The sequence below is a fragment of the Ammoniphilus sp. YIM 78166 genome (genome assembly GCF_004522215.1).
In the GTDB taxonomy this organism is placed as follows: Bacteria; Bacillota; Bacilli; order Aneurinibacillales; family RAOX-1; genus YIM-78166.
This window is the reverse complement of sequence record NZ_SDLR01000001.1, coordinates 262532-279053: the sequence shown is the minus strand read 5'-3', so window position 1 is coordinate 279053 and position 16522 is coordinate 262532. Positions and strand designations below refer to the sequence as shown.

At 44.8% G+C, this 16522-nt stretch carries 16 protein-coding genes and 1 pseudogene; 2 read left to right on the top strand and 15 right to left on the bottom strand.

All coding sequences use genetic code 11. From position 1 onward, the window contains the following. Nucleotides 1-19: 19 nt before the first annotated feature. The 4 genes from EIZ58_RS01295 to EIZ58_RS01280 form a co-directional block, all read right to left on the bottom strand. Nucleotides 20-529, bottom strand: coding sequence for a TRAP transporter small permease (locus EIZ58_RS01295; protein ID WP_167577421.1), 510 nt, complete (start codon nucleotides 527-529; stop codon nucleotides 20-22). A gap of 144 nt (nucleotides 530-673) precedes the next feature. After that, nucleotides 674-1738, bottom strand: a complete 1065-nt coding sequence (locus tag EIZ58_RS01290) for a TRAP transporter substrate-binding protein (protein WP_134698717.1) — start codon at nucleotides 1736-1738, stop codon at nucleotides 674-676. A gap of 51 nt (nucleotides 1739-1789) precedes the next feature. Then, nucleotides 1790-3082, bottom strand: a complete 1293-nt coding sequence (locus tag EIZ58_RS01285) for a hypothetical protein (RefSeq protein WP_134698716.1) — start codon at nucleotides 3080-3082, stop codon at nucleotides 1790-1792. Nucleotides 3083-3116: 34 nt separating this feature from the next. Continuing rightward, on the bottom strand, nucleotides 3117-4352 hold the full coding sequence (locus EIZ58_RS01280) for a M24 family metallopeptidase (RefSeq protein WP_134698715.1): 1236 nt from the start codon (nucleotides 4350-4352) through the stop codon (nucleotides 3117-3119). Nucleotides 4353-4660: 308 nt separating this feature from the next. Between EIZ58_RS01280 and EIZ58_RS01275 the strand changes: the two genes are divergently transcribed. Both EIZ58_RS01275 and EIZ58_RS01270 read left to right on the top strand, forming a co-directional pair. Continuing rightward, on the top strand, nucleotides 4661-5695 hold the full coding sequence (locus EIZ58_RS01275; RefSeq protein ID WP_134698714.1) for a LacI family DNA-binding transcriptional regulator: 1035 nt from the start codon (nucleotides 4661-4663) through the stop codon (nucleotides 5693-5695). Nucleotides 5696-5714: 19 nt separating this feature from the next. After that, complete coding sequence (locus tag EIZ58_RS01270) at nucleotides 5715-6476, top strand: glucosamine-6-phosphate deaminase (protein ID WP_134698713.1); 762 nt, start codon at nucleotides 5715-5717, stop codon at nucleotides 6474-6476. A gap of 403 nt (nucleotides 6477-6879) precedes the next feature. Here EIZ58_RS01270 and EIZ58_RS34725 read toward each other — a convergent pair whose 3' ends face one another. From EIZ58_RS34725 to EIZ58_RS35035, 11 genes and pseudogenes are all read right to left on the bottom strand, one after another. Further along, nucleotides 6880-6960 carry a transposase gene (locus EIZ58_RS34725; RefSeq protein ID WP_255438223.1) on the bottom strand — a complete coding sequence of 27 codons (81 nt, stop codon included), beginning with the start codon at nucleotides 6958-6960 and terminating at the stop codon, nucleotides 6880-6882. Then, nucleotides 6950-7153: pseudogene (locus EIZ58_RS01260) on the bottom strand (transposase); the annotation flags it as partial. The gene EIZ58_RS34725 and the pseudogene EIZ58_RS01260, both read right to left, overlap by 11 nt. Nucleotides 7154-7321: 168 nt before the next feature. Continuing rightward, the gene (locus EIZ58_RS01255) at nucleotides 7322-8320 is read right to left on the bottom strand and encodes a Gfo/Idh/MocA family protein (RefSeq protein ID WP_134698710.1); all 999 of its coding nucleotides are present in this window, start codon (nucleotides 8318-8320) and stop codon (nucleotides 7322-7324) included. Nucleotides 8321-8350: 30 nt separating this feature from the next. After that, nucleotides 8351-8671, bottom strand: coding sequence for a putative quinol monooxygenase (locus EIZ58_RS01250; protein ID WP_134698709.1), 321 nt, complete (start codon nucleotides 8669-8671; stop codon nucleotides 8351-8353). Continuing rightward, complete coding sequence (locus tag EIZ58_RS01245; RefSeq protein ID WP_134698708.1) at nucleotides 8655-10157, bottom strand: sugar ABC transporter ATP-binding protein; 1503 nt, start codon at nucleotides 10155-10157, stop codon at nucleotides 8655-8657. Before EIZ58_RS01245 ends, EIZ58_RS01250 begins: the two co-directional genes overlap by 17 nt. Before the next feature lie 34 nt (nucleotides 10158-10191). Next, nucleotides 10192-11175: an ABC transporter permease gene (locus EIZ58_RS01240; RefSeq protein WP_134698707.1), complete on the bottom strand. Its 984-nt coding sequence runs from the start codon at nucleotides 11173-11175 to the stop codon at nucleotides 10192-10194. A 78-nt stretch (nucleotides 11176-11253) separates the two neighbouring features. Then, nucleotides 11254-12441: a substrate-binding domain-containing protein gene (locus EIZ58_RS01235; RefSeq protein WP_134698706.1), complete on the bottom strand. Its 1188-nt coding sequence runs from the start codon at nucleotides 12439-12441 to the stop codon at nucleotides 11254-11256. A gap of 41 nt (nucleotides 12442-12482) precedes the next feature. Next, nucleotides 12483-13307 carry a sugar phosphate isomerase/epimerase family protein gene (locus EIZ58_RS01230; RefSeq protein WP_134698705.1) on the bottom strand — a complete coding sequence of 275 codons (825 nt, stop codon included), beginning with the start codon at nucleotides 13305-13307 and terminating at the stop codon, nucleotides 12483-12485. Nucleotides 13308-13332: 25 nt separating this feature from the next. Continuing rightward, nucleotides 13333-14409 (bottom strand): Gfo/Idh/MocA family protein, encoded by a 1077-nt coding sequence (locus EIZ58_RS01225; RefSeq protein ID WP_134698704.1) that lies wholly within the window; start codon nucleotides 14407-14409, stop codon nucleotides 13333-13335. Nucleotides 14410-14569: 160 nt separating this feature from the next. Further along, on the bottom strand, nucleotides 14570-15649 hold the full coding sequence (locus EIZ58_RS01220; RefSeq protein ID WP_134698703.1) for a LacI family DNA-binding transcriptional regulator: 1080 nt from the start codon (nucleotides 15647-15649) through the stop codon (nucleotides 14570-14572). Nucleotides 15650-16114: 465 nt separating this feature from the next. Continuing rightward, the gene (locus EIZ58_RS35035; protein ID WP_305033880.1) at nucleotides 16115-16390 is read right to left on the bottom strand and encodes a sigma 54-interacting transcriptional regulator; all 276 of its coding nucleotides are present in this window, start codon (nucleotides 16388-16390) and stop codon (nucleotides 16115-16117) included. Nucleotides 16391-16522: the final 132 nt, after the last annotated feature.

Below are 16522 nucleotides of genomic sequence, written 5' to 3'. Positions count from 1 at the left end.
AAGACCACCCCATTTTCATTTAATTCAGTTGATCATCTGTTATTTCTTCATCTATGACATGAAGAATATCTTTTTTGTTGATATAGATATCAAGCATAAATGCAATCAAATTTATTATCGTTAAGACCGCTCCAATAGACATGGATGAGTACACGAAAACCATCGGAACTCCCATGGCCATAGACGTTTCAGTAAGTCCGAACTCTGCCACTTCCAAGCCCACGACAATAATGTAGCCATAGAAAACAAGCGTGATAAGAAGAGCAGCTGCTTTTATTATTCTGCCAATCCGGGACGGGACGAGATTAACCAATGCTTCCACAGCCAGCGAATCTGCTCTGCGGGCAATAATGGCTGCACCGATAAACAGTGCCCAAACCATTAGATATCGCGCCAACTCCTCCGTCCATGGCACAGATAAATTAATATCGAATTTGGTGAAAACAAAACGTACGAGTATTTGTATAGCGACCGATAATGTCATAGCCATCAAAGCAATACCAACCAAAGCTTCTAATACTTTATTCAATTTGTCTGCTATCTTAATAAATAACATGGCTCGCCCCCGATTCTACCCATGGCTATGGAGCTTTCGATTTGTCAAAAAAAGAATTACCACACACAATCACCGTGACACGTGCTTGTGTGTGGCGTGATCCGGCATTGTCAGGTACTACTTCTTAGCAGCCATAATATCGTCTAGAAGTTGTTGTCCGTTTGGCGTACCTTTCACAATGGCATCAACAGCCGCGGCGCTCTTTTTCTTCATACTTTCCATATCCGTGTTAACGATGGTGACGCCTTTTTTCTTTATTTCTTCAAGAGCTGCATTGTAAAAGTTTTTGTATTCCACTACATTAGACGCTAACGCTTCCTTAGCAGCATCTTTTATGGCTGTTTGCTGATTTGGGTTTAGTTTATCAAACTGAATCTTGGAAACGGTCAGGAAAATCGGTAAATAATGAACTTTGGTCATGTTATAGTACTTCGTCACTTCGTAAAACTTTTCCGATAAAAATTGGTCTGGTGCCGTATCTGCTCCATCAATAACACCTTGCTGCAAAGAAAGATAGATCTCTGCATAAGCCATTGGAGTCGGTTGTGTGCTAAGCGCCTCGTATGATTTTATATGACCTGGTGCCTGTAAAACCCTTAATTTTAACCCCTTCAAATCGTCTGCTGTATTAATGGGTTTATTGGAGAAAACGTTTCGTTCCGTTGCACTCAACCACCCCAAACCGACAATTCCGTTATTTTCCAGCATATCCAAAAACTTCCGGCCTACCGGACCGCTGAGGATCTTATTGGCTTGATCGAGATCATCAAATAGGTAAGGCGCATCGAAGATTTGAAATTCCTTAAGGAAGCTGGCGATATTGCCCGTATTCGTTATTGTGAATGACTGGGTGCCGCTACGGACTGACTGAATCATCTTCACGTCCCCACCTAGTTGGGATCCTGGGAATATGTTAATTTTGATCGATCCGTTCGACTTTTGGGCGACAAGTTCCGCAAACTTCATAGCCATCTGGTGATGGCCTCTACCCGGGGCTTCAGAAAAGCCAATATCCATCTCTACCACTTTATCCGGGACGGCTGTTTCTGCTGGTTTAGCGGTGTCGGCAGGTGCGTCTGGTTTGTTGTTGCTTGTTGCCGCATTGTTGCTGCCGCATCCTGACACCATCATACTTAATATGAGAACTATAACTAAGCCAAGGGTTAACCGTGTTTTTTTCATCTCTTATCCCCCCATATTATTTTTGTACGGCTAGCAAAATCGTGTCCAACATCAGTACTCGCCCCTGAAGAATTGATGCCAATCGGTGTGATCCCCATTTTTTTCATCGTATCGTGAAAAGAAGCGTTTTCTTTTGATCAGTGTAGCATCAGCTGCCTCCTGAGCCTTGCGGTTATCGCCACCGTATAGTTCATCAACAACCCAACGTTGTCCGAACCCTGCGTGAACCACTTCATCCGCCCAATCAAAATCTTGAAAGGTAGTCATCAGGGGATCTTTCGCAACATCTCGACAAAACTCCCACTCTTCCCGTTTACCAGGAGGATATTTCATCGCCCCTTTTTCAATCGTAATGGTCAAGTGTGTGTAAGCTTCATCTTGCTCAAAGGCGTTGCTTGTCATATCATACCAACCAGTCCAATGGGGATATGAATAGATCTCATATCCGTGAGTGCGCAGAGCCGCTTGGCCGAACCAGGAATGACGGACCTCGTCCCATAAATGTCTGGCTGTGTCCAGATAGAAATTCCAGGGTTTTCCCTTGGTAGAAAATTGAATATGAGCAACGGCTTCCGCAGGAGACATTTCAAAAAAGCGGGTAAACATCATCATTTTAAATCGGTCGTCATCGGTATCCCCAAACGTGATTCCCTTTAATTTGATCATTTCGGTCTTAACCCGATCTTCCCTCACGCTAAACTTGGGCAGAACAAACGGTTCAGAAGCGACAACAAGGGCGGGATCGACTTGTTTCCGTTCGGCTGTTCCATGCACACCCCCTGCAGCATCCAGAAGCGAACGTATATACCTTTTCCATTGTTTTGTTTTCTCACGGACTTCCGGGCTTTCAGTTGCCTGCAGTTCTTTTAGAGCCGATAATCCCCAACGAATCTGTTCTTCCCTTTCAATCAATTGATGCCGCAATATGGTCATTGTTGGTTCATCGACGATCGGCTGGGCAACCTGCAGATATTGGTTAATCGCTTCGATTTGCGCCGGTTTGATGATCTCAAATAGGGAAGCCAGCAACGCAAGCGACGTAGCCGACTCAAGAGTGCGATTGGTCAATTCAAGAAGGGCATCATCCGGACATTTATCAAAACTGAAGGTACTCATACGAAGCTGCTTGCACCTTAAACGAAGTTGGTCATGATGCAAAGCATCCTGCCAGTTCATTCTACCGAGTGCCCCTTTCAGCTCGTACTCAGGTCTAGCGATCATATGCGCGGCTTCAATGCGCATGACCTCACGATCGATAAAAGCGATCCTTTGCAGCCTTTTCGCAGATTGTTCAACCGAAATTCCCACTCTATCCCAATCCTCAATACCCATGAAAGGATGCATTGCTTCATCAACTCCAGGATTTATATAGCTGTCATCAACCGACTACAAAGCCGCCGCGCTTACCGAATTCAGCCGCTTTATTGCGAAGGCGGCTCAAATCGTTTACAGATTCGGAACCGGTTTCCGTGATGATCACTGTTTGTTCAACACGCACTCCGCCAAAAGGAAATCCGTGCAGATCGAACTTAATGCCAAAAACCATACCGGGTTCTAAGGGGTATTCGCTCTTCGGACCAAGGTCAGGATACTCAACACATTCCAAACCGACGCCGTGTCCTATTGCTCTCATCCCTGTGGTATAAGGTAGCAAATGCTTGGATAAATTCGCTTCATCGGTTAGGCGGACCGTCTCTCTAAACAGGTCGCTGCCCTTAATGCCGGGGCGCATGAATTCGACCATCCGTTGGTTGGTATCGTAGGCAAAATTCATAATTTTTATTTGTTCTTCACTTGCGCCATTCATCGCTACCGTTATCGCGGTATCGGAAGCATAGCCAAGATAGGAAGCTCCATAATCGAACCAAACATAATCGCCGGGTTTAACTTTATAATCACCAGGCCGCCATGTCGGAAGATCCGTATGCTCACCTGCCACCACCAGATAAGCGCAAGAAAGCTCTCCGCCTAATTTTCGGGTCGTATATTCCCCCATGGCGCTCAGTTCGACTTCACTTTTTCCGAGTCCCAGTTGCTCAACAGAAGCCAGAATACTGTCATCGTTCAATTTGCCCGCAGCCCGAAGAAGGTCGAGTTCATTTTTACTCTTGATCAATCTTTGGTTCAGCACTATTTCCGATGCCTCTACAAGCGTGATGCCCTCAACGCCTCTTTCAAACTCGCGATATAAAGAGATGGGGAATAACTCCTCGCCCACGACACCGATCTTATTGATGGAATACCCTGCATTATTCACAAGTTCAGGTAAAACCGTTCTCATTTCATAGATGTTATGTACGTTTTTCACCCAGGAGAAACGGCGGGCAGCGAAACGGTTCAGATTGCCGGTGAAAGCTTGAATTTCGCCTTCCAGCGGCAAAAACAGAGCATGGGCCGATTCCTCGATGCAATTGATGGTTCTAAAATTCGTATAGTACATCGCATAACCAGGATGGTATTCATCGCAATAAATGAAAAGGGCATCCAGACCTGCTTGTTTCATTTTTGCTCTTGTACGTTTTACTCGTTCATGGAATTCGGATGAAAGAACTTCTACCATTTTTTTCTCCTCCAATAATTTAAAAGTAGATTTCTCAAAATTAAGCGGTTTCATAAAAAGAATACGATTCCAATCAAGACTGACTTTCTTCTCTCACTATCATGATTTGTAGGCAATCTATGATCGAAAACGTATTCGAAGTTGCTGAATTCATGATAGCATCTCATGTAAAAAGTTGTCAATATATTTTAGAAAATTAAATAAATTTCATTCAAAACCCTAATCCCACGCAATTATCTAAGATTTCTCAAACGGTAATTTCAAATTTTCAGATTTTAAAAATAAATTTCGAAAACGTATTCTAAACTAATTCGTGATGTGATATATTGAAATCATGGAAAACAAATAAGGATGGTTATATTATGAAAAGAATCACGATTAAAGACATAGCACGACTAGCTGGAGTAAACCATTCCACTGTTTCAAAGGCCTTAAACGATAGTCCAGATTTGAACGAACAAACAAAACTGAGAATCAAAAAATTGGCTGAAGAATTGAATTATACTCCCAATAATAATGCCAGAAGCTTGGTTTCCAATGAAACCCGTACGATTGGGTTAATCACGAGAAATATAAAAGAGTTTTCGGTTTTTGCTAATTTATCGGTGCTTTTAAGTGATGAATTGGCAAATCAGGGGTATAACAGCTTGTTGTCATTGGTGGAACCGCATAAAGGCTTGAAAATTTTCTCACAAAACCGGGTGGACGGTATTCTGATATGGGGTGGTGATGATACGGAGTATGAAGAAGAATTTTATAAGCAATTAAATATAATCGATATCCCTATTGTTAGTTTCGGAGGCGAGATTTCACCTTATATTAACTCTTTAAATATTGACCGCAGAACAGTAATCACTAATGCGGTCGAATATCTTCACCAATTAGGGCATCGGAGGGTCGCCTTCGTTGGAGATACGGAAGAAAAAACGCAAAAGGAAAAATACCAGGGATATCTGGACGGTATTTTAAAATATGGACTTGAATATGATCCTGAGCTTATTGTTAATTGTTCCATGGATATGAAAGGCGGTTATCAATCCTGTAAAAAACTGCTTCAGATAAATAATCCGCCCACAGCTGTGCTTGCCATGTCCCAAAATCTTACTATAGGCGTCAATAAAGCCATTGATGGTGCTGGTTTGAGAATTCCTGATGATATATCCTTAATCGGCTATGATCTATTACCGGAAGAATATTATTATTCTGTGCCTATGACTTACGCTTCTCCTTCAACCTCCGAATTTGTAGAGGCTATCATTTCACTTTTACTATCAAGTATCAAACAAAAAAAAGAGGATCCCAATAATTACAAATTCAAAGCCCAGCACTTGTCGATTCAAGCAAAATTATTTTTACAGCAATCATGTAAAAACATAAATGATGCTATTAAATATTAACAGAATGGTGGGTAAAAAGATGAAAATTAACTTACTGAGGAACTCGAAGGAAATTGGTAGGGAAGCTGCTGAATTGTCAGCGAAAATTATGAATGAAAGCATTGCTTTAAAAGGCAAGGCAAGGATTGTTCTATCAACAGGTGCTTCCCAATTCGATACGCTGGAAGCGTTAGTACAGCAGAAGGTTGATTGGGGCAAGGTTGAAATGTTTCATTTGGACGAATATGTCAACCTTCCTGAACACCATCCTGCTAGCTTTAGAAAATACCTAAAAGAGAGATTTATAGATTTAATTCCTTCTTTACATAAGGCCCATCTTGTCAGTGGAGAAGGTGATATTGAAAAGAATATAGCAGAATTAACGGAGGAAATCAGAAAAGAACCTATTGATCTTGCTTTGATCGGCATTGGCGAAAATGCACATATTGCTTTTAACGATCCACCTGCAGATTTTGACACTCAAGAATCATTCATTATTGTAAAACTGGATGAAGACTGTAAAAAGCAACAAGTTAATGAGGGATGGTTTGCTGCAATCAATGATGTTCCCACTCAGGCTATAACGATGACTGTTCATCAAATTATGCAGAGTAAAGCCATCGTATCCTGCGTTCCTTATCAAGCAAAGGCAAAGGCAATAAAAGCATTTATTGAAAATGATGCAACTAACCTGATACCTGCAACCATTCTAAAAACACATCCTGATCTAACCGTTTTTCTGGATGAGCAATCCTCGTCAGAAGCAGACCCAAACCTTTTGAAGCAGTTAGCGAATAGATGACCATCCATCCGATTTACTAAAACTCTATAGCATTCAAAATGAAATAAGCGTAGTCCTGCTTGACTATGCTTATTTCTTCTAGACAAACTCATAATCTACTATCTGAACCAGCGGAGCGGAATAAACGAACAAGTAATCTCAGCTCTTCGCTAATTTATGTGGGTTTATAGAAAAAGAACTAGCTTCATAGATAGATGGTTCCTTACAACCTTTCATAGATTCTCTAACCTGAGGGAAGCCCTCAAGGAGAGCACTTGACAGCTTCCCTCAGGTTAGAGTTGGAGTCTATAGGCTGTAAAGAACATCTATAGCCTAATGTGTCTTTACAACTATATCGAGCTTATTCGCCGTGGGGTATACCATGCTGATGAAGGTATCTAAATGATCTGTAGCCACCTTTAATTTAACAAGATTTTCTTTTTGGTAGTCCTTTAACTTCTTTTTGTTCGTCTTTCCGAACTTGATCTACCGCTTCATTGACCATTTTCTTGACATGGAATTTTGTCAAAGGTAATATGGGCTTTAGGAAAGTATTTCTCAATCCCGGCAATAAAAGACGGAGACATGTCACAACAGACTTCTTGGATCTGGGTTGAATTAATCCCTCTTCCCTCTAGAAATCGTTGGAAAGCAAGAAGAACTTCTGCTCCTTTTCCTTCTGTAACAAACATGACTTTCTTGGTATCAACCCTGTACGATCAAGACCTGCTTCATGTTGGTGCGCAAGACAAGTCTTCCCGCGCCATGCGGCGAAGAAACAAAAACCCTCTCAAGAAGTAACTCTTCTTGAGAGGGTTTAGCTATACGGCTAGTGATGGTTCCAGTCCGGCGTTTTTCGATTGAAGCTACTTTAATTCCACTCGAATTTTCTCCCTAGCTGATTGAAGTAATCCGTCCAATACTTTCATATTAGCAACCGCATCCCATGGGCTAAAGGGAAGAGGTTCATCTAGGAGAATGCTTCGGGCAAATTGATCGGCCTGTAACTGGTAAGTATTCAATGAAGCTGCGATTTCTTCTCTGCGCTCTCCCTTCACGCTGACGATGAAGCTAGGGTCCAATCCAGACCAAGGCAAAAAGGCATTAGGAATCTCAATGTATCCATCCGTTCCGAAAATTTCAAGTGAATTGCGGAAATCAGCCCACATCCCGCATTGGAAGGTCAGATTGAGCCCTTGCCCGAACTCCAGCAGGCCGGACGCCATCATATCGACGTTGCCGTGATCTGGGGAGAATAAGGCCTGAACGGTAGCCGCTTCAGGCTCCCTTTCTAGCAAAAGCCGTGCTGCACTGACTAAATAGCATCCGACATCATACAATGAGCCCCCTCCCATGTCGGCATGAAAACGAATATTGCCGGCAGAAGAGGCGCCGTTGAACGTAAACCGCCCTTGCAACCCGCGAAGGTCTCCGATTTCGCCAGAGCGGATGATCTCCTTGATTCTTTCATAACGCGGATGATAGCGATACATGAAAGCCTCAGCTAGCTTTACCCCGTTCAATTCCGAAGCTTCCACCATTTGTGCTGCTTCGCGCTCATTTAAACTCATCGGCTTTTCGCACAGGATATGCTTGTTCGCTTGTGCCGCCCGAATGGTCCACTCCCTGTGCAAATGGTTGGGCAACGGAATATAGACGGCATCAATGCTGCTATCGCCTAGCAGGGCTTCGTAGCTGCTATAGGCTTTAGGGATGCTTAAGGCTTCAGCGGCCTTCTTCGCTTTGGCTTCATCGCGGCTGGCTATGGCGGCAACCTCTCCCCATTCGGATTGCTGGATGGCTGGAATCACATCATTTATGGCAATTTGGGCGCATCCTAGAATGCCCCATCGAAGCTTCTTCATCTATCCTTTCCTCCCCTGCTCGAATCTAATTTATCGGGATATCGCTGCGATCTCTTCCAATTGGCTGAATTGAAGCTCTTCATCTACCAGGTCCTCAAGCCTTATGAGCAATTCTTTTACATAAGGCGTTGAATCGTGGAAATCCAACGCAGCCTGGTCTTTATATTTTTCATAAAACATAAAGCCTCCAGCAGACCCTTGGATGCGATGAAGGGTATATACGAGTGCGCCTTCTTCATCTTGCACCTTTGCAACCATATCCGCCAGCGCATCTTCCAGCTCTTGTTCTTTCCCCTGCTTGGCTTGCAATTTGACGGTAAACACAATCTGCTTATTAATGTTGGATGGCATGCTGCAGCACCTCCTCAGAATAGATTTCATCCCCGTCCAACTCGCCGGTAATACGGCCATCCTTAAGAACAATGACTCGGTCGCAGATCGCCATCAGCTCCGCCAGCTCAGAGGAGATTAAGATCACGCTGCTGCCGCTGTCGGCCAAACGCCTAATCATATCAATGATTTCGCCCTTGGCCCCGATATCGACGCCTGCTGTCGGTTCATCCATGATCAGTACCTTGGGGTTGGTTTCCAGCCATTTGGCGATAACCACCTTTTGCTGGTTACCTCCAGAAAGCAGCGATATGATTTTATCGATGCCATCCGTCTTTATCGCCAGCTCATCGATCCTCGAGGCCACTGTTTGCTCCATGCGTTTTCGATCCAGATGCAAATGTCTTTTCAACTTATCCAGAACAGGCAAAACCATGTTATCTTTCACCGAGTGGATGAGAACGAGCCCTTGCCTTCTCCGATCCTCCGGAATGAGCGCAATTCCCGCATCGACCGCATCCTGTACGCAACGGACTTGAATCGGGTGGTTATCCAGCCGGATTTCTCCGCCCTTTGCAGGATGGATCCCAAAAATGGCCTCTGCGATTTCCGTCCTTCCGGATCCCATCAATCCGGCAAAGCCGAGCACTTCCCCTTTTTTCAGCTGAAAGCTGACATCCCTTAGTTTGTTATTGATCTGCAGATGCTTGACCTCGAGAATGATGCTTCCATCCGGCTTGGTCTCCCGTTTTATCCTCTTAAATGTGTTTTCAGCCGATGTGCTGCCCAGCATATGCTGAATGATAGATTCTATATCCAAGCTTTTGGTTTCGGCGGTGATGACATGCCTTCCATCTCTCATTATGGAAATGGAATCGGTGATCTGGAAGATTTCATGCATTCGATGGGAAATATAGATGATGGTTACCCCTTTATCCTTGAGCTTCTGTACGATCCCAAAAAGGATTTGGGTTTCCGCTTCCGTGAGGGATGCCGTCGGTTCATCCATAATCAAGATCTTCGCTTCCAGCGACAAGGCTTTGGCAATTTCAATCAGCTGGCAATAGCCGACCCCCAGCTCATTGACCACTTGGCCAGGATCCAAATCAATATTGAATTCGCTTAGCAAGTCTGCCGCTTTTCTCTCCAATTGCTTATTATTGATGATCTGCAGTCCCTTTTCTTTAACCTTGTGGTTGAGATAGATGTTTTCGGCGACGGTCATGGTAGGGATCAGGCTCAATTCCTGAAAGATCATTCGGATCCCCTGCGCATTGGCGTCCTGCGCGGCTTCGATCTTGACCGGCTGGCCGTTAATCCGGATGGCACCGGAATCGCAGCGGTAGACACCTGTCAGGATTTTCATCATGGTGGATTTGCCTGCCCCATTGCCGCCTACCAGGGCATGAACCTCGCCTTTTCTAATTTTTAGGTTCACATGGTCCAGCACTTTATTTCCATTAAAGGACTTGTTGATATCTTTCATTTCAAGGATATACTCACTCATTTAGGGCACACCTCCTTCAGACACCTTTCGCATATTATGACTTTCCTCGGTGAGCTAGCATATTCAAAGTAACAAACAAGATGATAATGGCTCCCCGTACCATCATTTGCTGGCTGACGCTCAATCCGCCGATGATTAAGCCATTGTTGATCACGCCCATAAGCAGCGATCCGATAACGGTTCCGATGACTGTGCCCACGCCTCCAGCCATGCTCGTTCCGCCGAGAATGACGGCAGCAATGACGGAAAGCTCATCTCCCTCCCCGAAGGTATATCTCGCAGTCTGGACACGACCGGCATACAGCATCCCTGCAAAACTGGCAGCCATGCCAGAGAGCACGAATACGGATATGGTGGTCCTGTCCACATTGATTCCGGTATATTTTGCCGAGGTGATATTGCCTCCGGTAGCCAGAACCCTTTTCCCGAAAGGCAAATTTCTCAAGGCAAAATGGCCGATTCCCATAATCAGGATGGTCCAAATAAATAGAATGGGGATGGGACCGATCGTGCCAAGACCAAAGAGGTAGGTAAAAGCATCATTCGTAATGGGTACGGCTGAGGTGTTCGTCGTCCACATCGCCGCACCTTTCACGAGGCTGAGGGTACCTAGTGTGACGAGAAAAGCAGGAATTCGCACTTTAGCAACAAAAAAACCATTAAACAAGCCGATGCCTGCACCCACCAATAGGCCGGCTCCTACGGCAAGAAACAAATTATCTGTGCTCTGCAGCACCAGAGCGGAGACAATCGAGGATAGTGCCACAATCGAACCGATGGAAAGATCAATCTGTCCGGCTGCAATGACAAAGGTGCACGCAACGGCCATAATGGAAATCATTGCAGTCTGCCTGGTGATGTTCATGATGTTGCTCGCCGAGAAAAATTTCTCCCCATGCCAAAGGCCGAAGATCAGAAGCACGATAATGAAAATAATATATACCATATAATTGCTGAAGTTGATCCGCACCTTACTTCCCAGCGGGATCCCAAGAAGAGTTCTGTTGGTAGGCAGCATGTTGCAAACACCTCATCTCATTTGATTGTTTTACGGGTACCCGGCTGTCCCCCACATAGGGAACAGCTAGGCAGAGCCTTACTTGCTCTGGGATTTTTTCAGAGAATCCACGACTTCAACCGGGGCGTCCTTGTGGTAAGCAAGCTGGAACGATTCCAGTACATTCTCTTTCATTACAGGCAGCGTCGGAGGGCAAATATATCCAGGAACATCTTTTCCAAGAAGCGCATAGGCAGCGGCCATCGCTTCCGCAATGCCCTGGTCAACCGAACGGGCCGTGGCTGTTCCTCTAATCATGCCGTCTTCTGCAATCATCCTGGCGGTATTGATGCCTAGGTCTACCGTCGTAATGATGACGTCGTTTTTGCCTACGGACTTCGCTGAGGCAATGACGCTTTCAGCGGGTCCATCCCAGCTCGTATAGACCCCTTTTAGGTTTGGATAATTGGCTAACAGACCATCAGCGACCTCGCCGACGCGGTTGGGATCAGCGAATCCTGATTCAGCAACCAGCTTGATGTTCGGATATTTCTGGATCGTCTCCTTAAATCCTCTGTCCCTTTCATTGGTCACAAAGAATACGGCATTATAGAAAACGGAAGCGACCTCACCTTGATAGCCGATTTGCTGCGCCAGCATTTCAGCGGCGGCTTTTCCATGGCCATAGCTGTCTGAATTCACGAGAGAGGCATAATCTGTCCCAGGCTTAAATCCTGTCGGGATATTTTCCATGAATACCAGTTTGGTTCCGCTTTTTTGAACCTCTCGGAAGGCGCTAGCCGTCGCATCCGGGTCAACTGGCATGGCAATCATGACAGTGGGCTTGAGCGCCATGGTGCTTTCGATATTTCCAATCATCGTTTGGGCATTGAAATTCGCATCCGTGACAGCCACCACTTTGACGCCAAGTTCCTCGAGCTTCGCTTTGGCCGTTGCCAATTTGATTTGGTTATGATCATTGCTTTGCATGTGATAGACGAAAGCCGCTGTAAAATTTCCTTCTTTGAGTTTCTTTACTTCTTCATCGGTCAAGGTAAGAGCGGAAGGAAGGGCTGCCGGTTCCCCATGTGGCCCTACCCCCTCAACCGTTGTCGGATTCAGGTCAATTTTCTCCACCGGTGCGCTTACAGATGCAGTGGGGGCACTATCCGTTGCCTGTGGAGGAGCAGAAGATGCGGCAGGCTTTTCCTGAGAAGAAGAGCCGCAAGCCGCTAACGCGGAAGCCAATACAACCGTACTGCACAATGCCATCATTTTCTTAATCATAACTTTCCCCCCAATAATAATATGGTTTCTTTTGTAATCGATTACAGCTTGGACCTCAAAAAGTCTATGGACGTTTGCGCATACCAATCCGGGTCAGCCTGTCTCGTATGGAAACCGACTTCCATGGATAGATAGCCTTTGTAGTCGATTTCCTTCAATGCTTTCAATACCGCATCAAAATTTCCGACTCCTTGCCCTGGAGGCAATCGGTCATTATCCGAGATATGGACATGGTGTAATTTATCTTTCATTCTATAGACATAATCGCTAGGGACTTCGTTACGGTATAAAGCATGGAACGTATCGAACATCACTTTGACGTTGGATTCTCTCGTTTCCTCGGCAAGCATCAACGCATCATCCGCCGTTTCAATCAAGTTGCTGTCTGCTGGGGTCGGCTCGACAACCAGGGTGATCCCCAAATCTTTGGCATATCGGGCGCAATCCTGCAAGCCTTCTAAACTATAATTCCATGCCTCCTTTTGAGAGGTTCCGAATGCTGCCCAACCAGCCACCCAAATCACCGTTGGACATTCCCACTCATGCGCTAAGCGGATAACATCCTTATAGTGCTTTACCGTGAATGCCCGCTCTTCCTTAAGAGCAGAGCTCGGGTTCACGCCAGGTCCTCCGCCCGGTGCAGGAAGCATGGCGGAAACCTCCAGGTTGTGCTGCTTCAAGTGCCCTAGTACTTCTTTTCGCCTTTCTTGGGAGAGGTAATCTGGCCAGGCATGCGGGCTGGCACACCCGATCTCGATGCCATCGTAACCCATGGACGCCAAGCGCTGGATCACGACTTCCAAAGGATAGGAAGGCAACCAAACGGGAAAACTGCTATAAACCCATGTATTAAAGGAAATTTTCATGCTTTTTCCTCCTCTTTCTGCTCGATTAGAGGCCCGTTAATGAACCTTTTTTAATATTGGTGATCAAAAACTCATTTAAATTGATTCGTTCCCCGCCCCGCTTGGTAGACTCAACAGCTGCCAATACTAACGCCAAGCTGCGAAGGTTATCCTCTCCATAGGTTTCAGGCTGTCTATTTTCCTTCACGGAGGTCACGAATTCCTTTAGTGTCCCATATCTTTCTTCGGCTTCCACATTGTCGAGCGGAACCTCCAGAATATCGTTCGCTCTTTCGATTGCCCCTTTATAGAACACCGTATCTCCGATCACATTTTCATGCGGGTAAATTAACACGCGATTGTCATCCCAGTAGAGTGAGGCATATGTACCATGTACCTCCCATGACCCATCCCAACCTGTATGCGGGCGGCGGGCAACCCAAGAACCCGTATACGAAATCATCGCGCCGTCATTCGTTTCAAACTCGACGAAGGCAGAAGCATTCCCCTTAAAATAGGACCAGCTTGGATTAAAGCTTCGCGCTCTCACATAGTCCGGTTCGATCCCGAAAATGCCGCGAATATAATCAAAATGATGAATAGATTGGTCAACAATCAGCGGCTCATCCATTTCTGCGCGGAATCCTGTGAAAAGAGGGGCCTTTCTGTAACGGCCATACAGGGTTTCGATTTTCCCGACTGCCCCTTCTTCGATTAAACGCTTGACGGTACGGGGCCCTCGCTTGAACCGATGGCTCTGGGTAATCATGACATAACGGTTAACTTCCTTCGCTTTCTCAACGATTCGATTCGCAGCATCCAGCGTCTCTGCAATTGGCTTCTCGACCATGCAGTGAAGGCCGGCATCAAGTGCCTCAAGCGCTACAGGTTCGTGAGCGGGAGGAGGCGTAACGACTAAGGCTGCATCGGCCTCTACATGTTTCAGCGCCTCTGCCAATGAGGTGAATCTTCGTTCCTTAGGGAGCCCCACCTCCTCGCCAACTCTGTGCAAGGTTTCTTCGTTTAAATCAACAAGCGCGACTAGTTCCGTATAGGGAGAATTTTTGATGACACTCGTCCATCCTCCTCCCCAAAATCCGCCACCAATTTGAATTACTCTCATGCTAATGCACTCCTTTCGAGATCTCCTGTATTTTTGAGAACGTTCTCATTTTGGAATAAAAAAAGATAATAACTTTTAATTTGCAGAGAAATGGCTTAATCCATCGTTGTATTTCGCTTCCTCACATGGGCATCACCCCCTTTCCTGTTTTCTTTTAGCTTCATACCTTCTTAATCCCACATGACTCCCGGATGACTAATTGGGTTGCCAACACCACCTTCTTTTCTTCAGAACTTCCATTCTCCAATCCATTGATTAAACTCAGCAGCCTATTCGTTGCTATGGAAGCGATATTATAGGTAGATTGTTTGACTACGGTCAAAGGTGGTTTAAGTACAGGCGCTAGATCGAAGTCATCCCAGCCGATGACAGCAATATCGTCGGGAATTTTTAACCCTAGTTCATCGATGGCCAATAAAGCTCCATTGGTCAGCAAGCTATTTAAGGTAAGGATAGCGGTAGGTCTTAACTGGGGATCCTCTAGCATTTTTTTTGTAGTATCATATCCCTCCCTCACATCACCTGCTTTGATATTTTCTACCCCTTTATTGGCAATCAGGAACTCATCGAAAGGGATATGGTTATCTTGTAGCGCTTTTTTATACCCCTCTACCCGATGGGATAAAGTGCTGATCGTTGTCCCAATTACACCAATTCTTTGATGTCCCAGACGAATGAAATGACTGGTTGCCTCATAAGCCCCTCCGAAGTTATCTGAAGTAACCGTTGGCAGATCCAAACCTGGTATTTCACGATCGATAATAATCGTGGGGATCGGCCCTTTGTATATCCGGTCAATTTCGGCTTTGGACTTTTCACTGTCTTTTAGTGCACTTGCAATCATAATGCCGTCAATTCTTTTTTCATATAAAGTTTTCATGTATGAAATTTCTCTTTCCAAATCCTCATCCGTATTGCAAATAATAACGTGATAACCGTGTTTGACTAATGATTCCTCCATAGCCCTTGCGATGGAACTGAAATAGGGATTGCAAATGTTCGCTATAATTAATCCGATCGTGTAGGTATTCTTTTTCTTCATGCTTTGCGCGATGGCATTCGGGAAATAATTTAATTTTTCTGTCGCCTCCAGCACCGCTTGAGTTGCTTTTTTGGATGCGCTTCCATATCCACCAATAACCCTCCCGACCGTGGCGGGTGATACACCGGCCAAAAGAGCTACATCTCGTATGGTGTATTCCTTCTTTTCTATTTTTTCAGAGTCATGCTTTTTCTTCATGTTAATCCTCCAAGAAGCTATTTTAGAGAACGTTCTCAGTCAAAATCATAACTTTACTTGCACACCTATTACCCTTCAATTATCTGTGATTTCGATTGAGAAAACAACCTTCTAAATATCGTTCTCGTATTTAAGCACCTCGTATACCCGTATAATGATAACGTTCTCTTTTTCAGGTAACAACTATTGAATTCATTTTCACCTACTATTTTTTCCGCGTTTATCTGGATGCTGGCACAATTACTAGGATTCCTAGCAAAAATTAAATGATAACGTGTTCTCCATCTGAAAGAAATAAGATCTTTATTTATGTATTTCTATAACGACGTCCAACGCTGATAACGTTCTCACTTTGTGATTTAATCTCCTGATTTGGAAGTAAATACTTGATAACGTTATCATTATAATCTCATACCTATTCAGAATTGTCAATACAAAACTACCACACATGCTCGTGTAGCCTTTTCAATGTCTAAGATTATAGGGGTAACCATTTGAACCCGTCGTTGGAAAGGTACTGAATGAATCCTTGCATCCCGTGGCCGTATCCACTCTTCGATGGCTAACGACACTCCTGATCCTCATCCCATTGACTCTATGGAGAGAGAAGATTGACTTCATGAAGGTCCCCGTCTCCACCCGGTAACTGTTTTCATGTAGAATCTTGGCCATGACTTCTTTTCCTACCCCGGATTCTCCTAGCAGAAGCACGGTAGAATCGGACGAAGCAACGTGATACACCAAATCAAGAACAGGCGATTGTTAAAGGCGATGAACCTTCCATTTAAGGGAAATACAAAAGGCCGTGTTTACATCTCCGATTTGGAATATCTTTTAACAACCCCATGAACAAAAAGAAAAGCGTGGTTCTAT

Coding starts and splice junctions, on each gene's coding strand:
- EIZ58_RS01255 (WP_134698710.1), bottom strand. CDS start 8,320: ATGAAGAAGCTTCGATGGGGCATTCTAGGATGCGCCCAAATTGCCATA.
- EIZ58_RS01235 (WP_134698706.1), bottom strand. CDS start 12,441: ATGATTAAGAAAATGATGGCATTGTGCAGTACGGTTGTATTGGCTTCC.
- EIZ58_RS01290 (WP_134698717.1), bottom strand. CDS start 1,738: ATGAAAAAAACACGGTTAACCCTTGGCTTAGTTATAGTTCTCATATTA.
- EIZ58_RS01225 (WP_134698704.1), bottom strand. CDS start 14,409: ATGAGAGTAATTCAAATTGGTGGCGGATTTTGGGGAGGAGGATGGACG.
- EIZ58_RS01275 (WP_134698714.1), top strand. CDS start 4,661: ATGAAAAGAATCACGATTAAAGACATAGCACGACTAGCTGGAGTAAAC.
- EIZ58_RS01250 (WP_134698709.1), bottom strand. CDS start 8,671: ATGCCATCCAACATTAATAAGCAGATTGTGTTTACCGTCAAATTGCAA.
- EIZ58_RS01285 (WP_134698716.1), bottom strand. CDS start 3,082: ATGCATCCTTTCATGGGTATTGAGGATTGGGATAGAGTGGGAATTTCG.
- EIZ58_RS01270 (WP_134698713.1), top strand. CDS start 5,715: ATGAAAATTAACTTACTGAGGAACTCGAAGGAAATTGGTAGGGAAGCT.
- EIZ58_RS01280 (WP_134698715.1), bottom strand. CDS start 4,352: ATGAAACCGCTTAATTTTGAGAAATCTACTTTTAAATTATTGGAGGAG.
- EIZ58_RS01230 (WP_134698705.1), bottom strand. CDS start 13,307: ATGAAAATTTCCTTTAATACATGGGTTTATAGCAGTTTTCCCGTTTGG.
- EIZ58_RS34725 (WP_255438223.1), bottom strand. CDS start 6,960: ATGGTCAATGAAGCGGTAGATCAAGTTCGGAAAGACGAACAAAAAGAA.
- EIZ58_RS01220 (WP_134698703.1), bottom strand. CDS start 15,649: ATGAAGAAAAAGCATGACTCTGAAAAAATAGAAAAGAAGGAATACACC.
- EIZ58_RS01240 (WP_134698707.1), bottom strand. CDS start 11,175: ATGCTGCCTACCAACAGAACTCTTCTTGGGATCCCGCTGGGAAGTAAG.
- EIZ58_RS01245 (WP_134698708.1), bottom strand. CDS start 10,157: ATGAGTGAGTATATCCTTGAAATGAAAGATATCAACAAGTCCTTTAAT.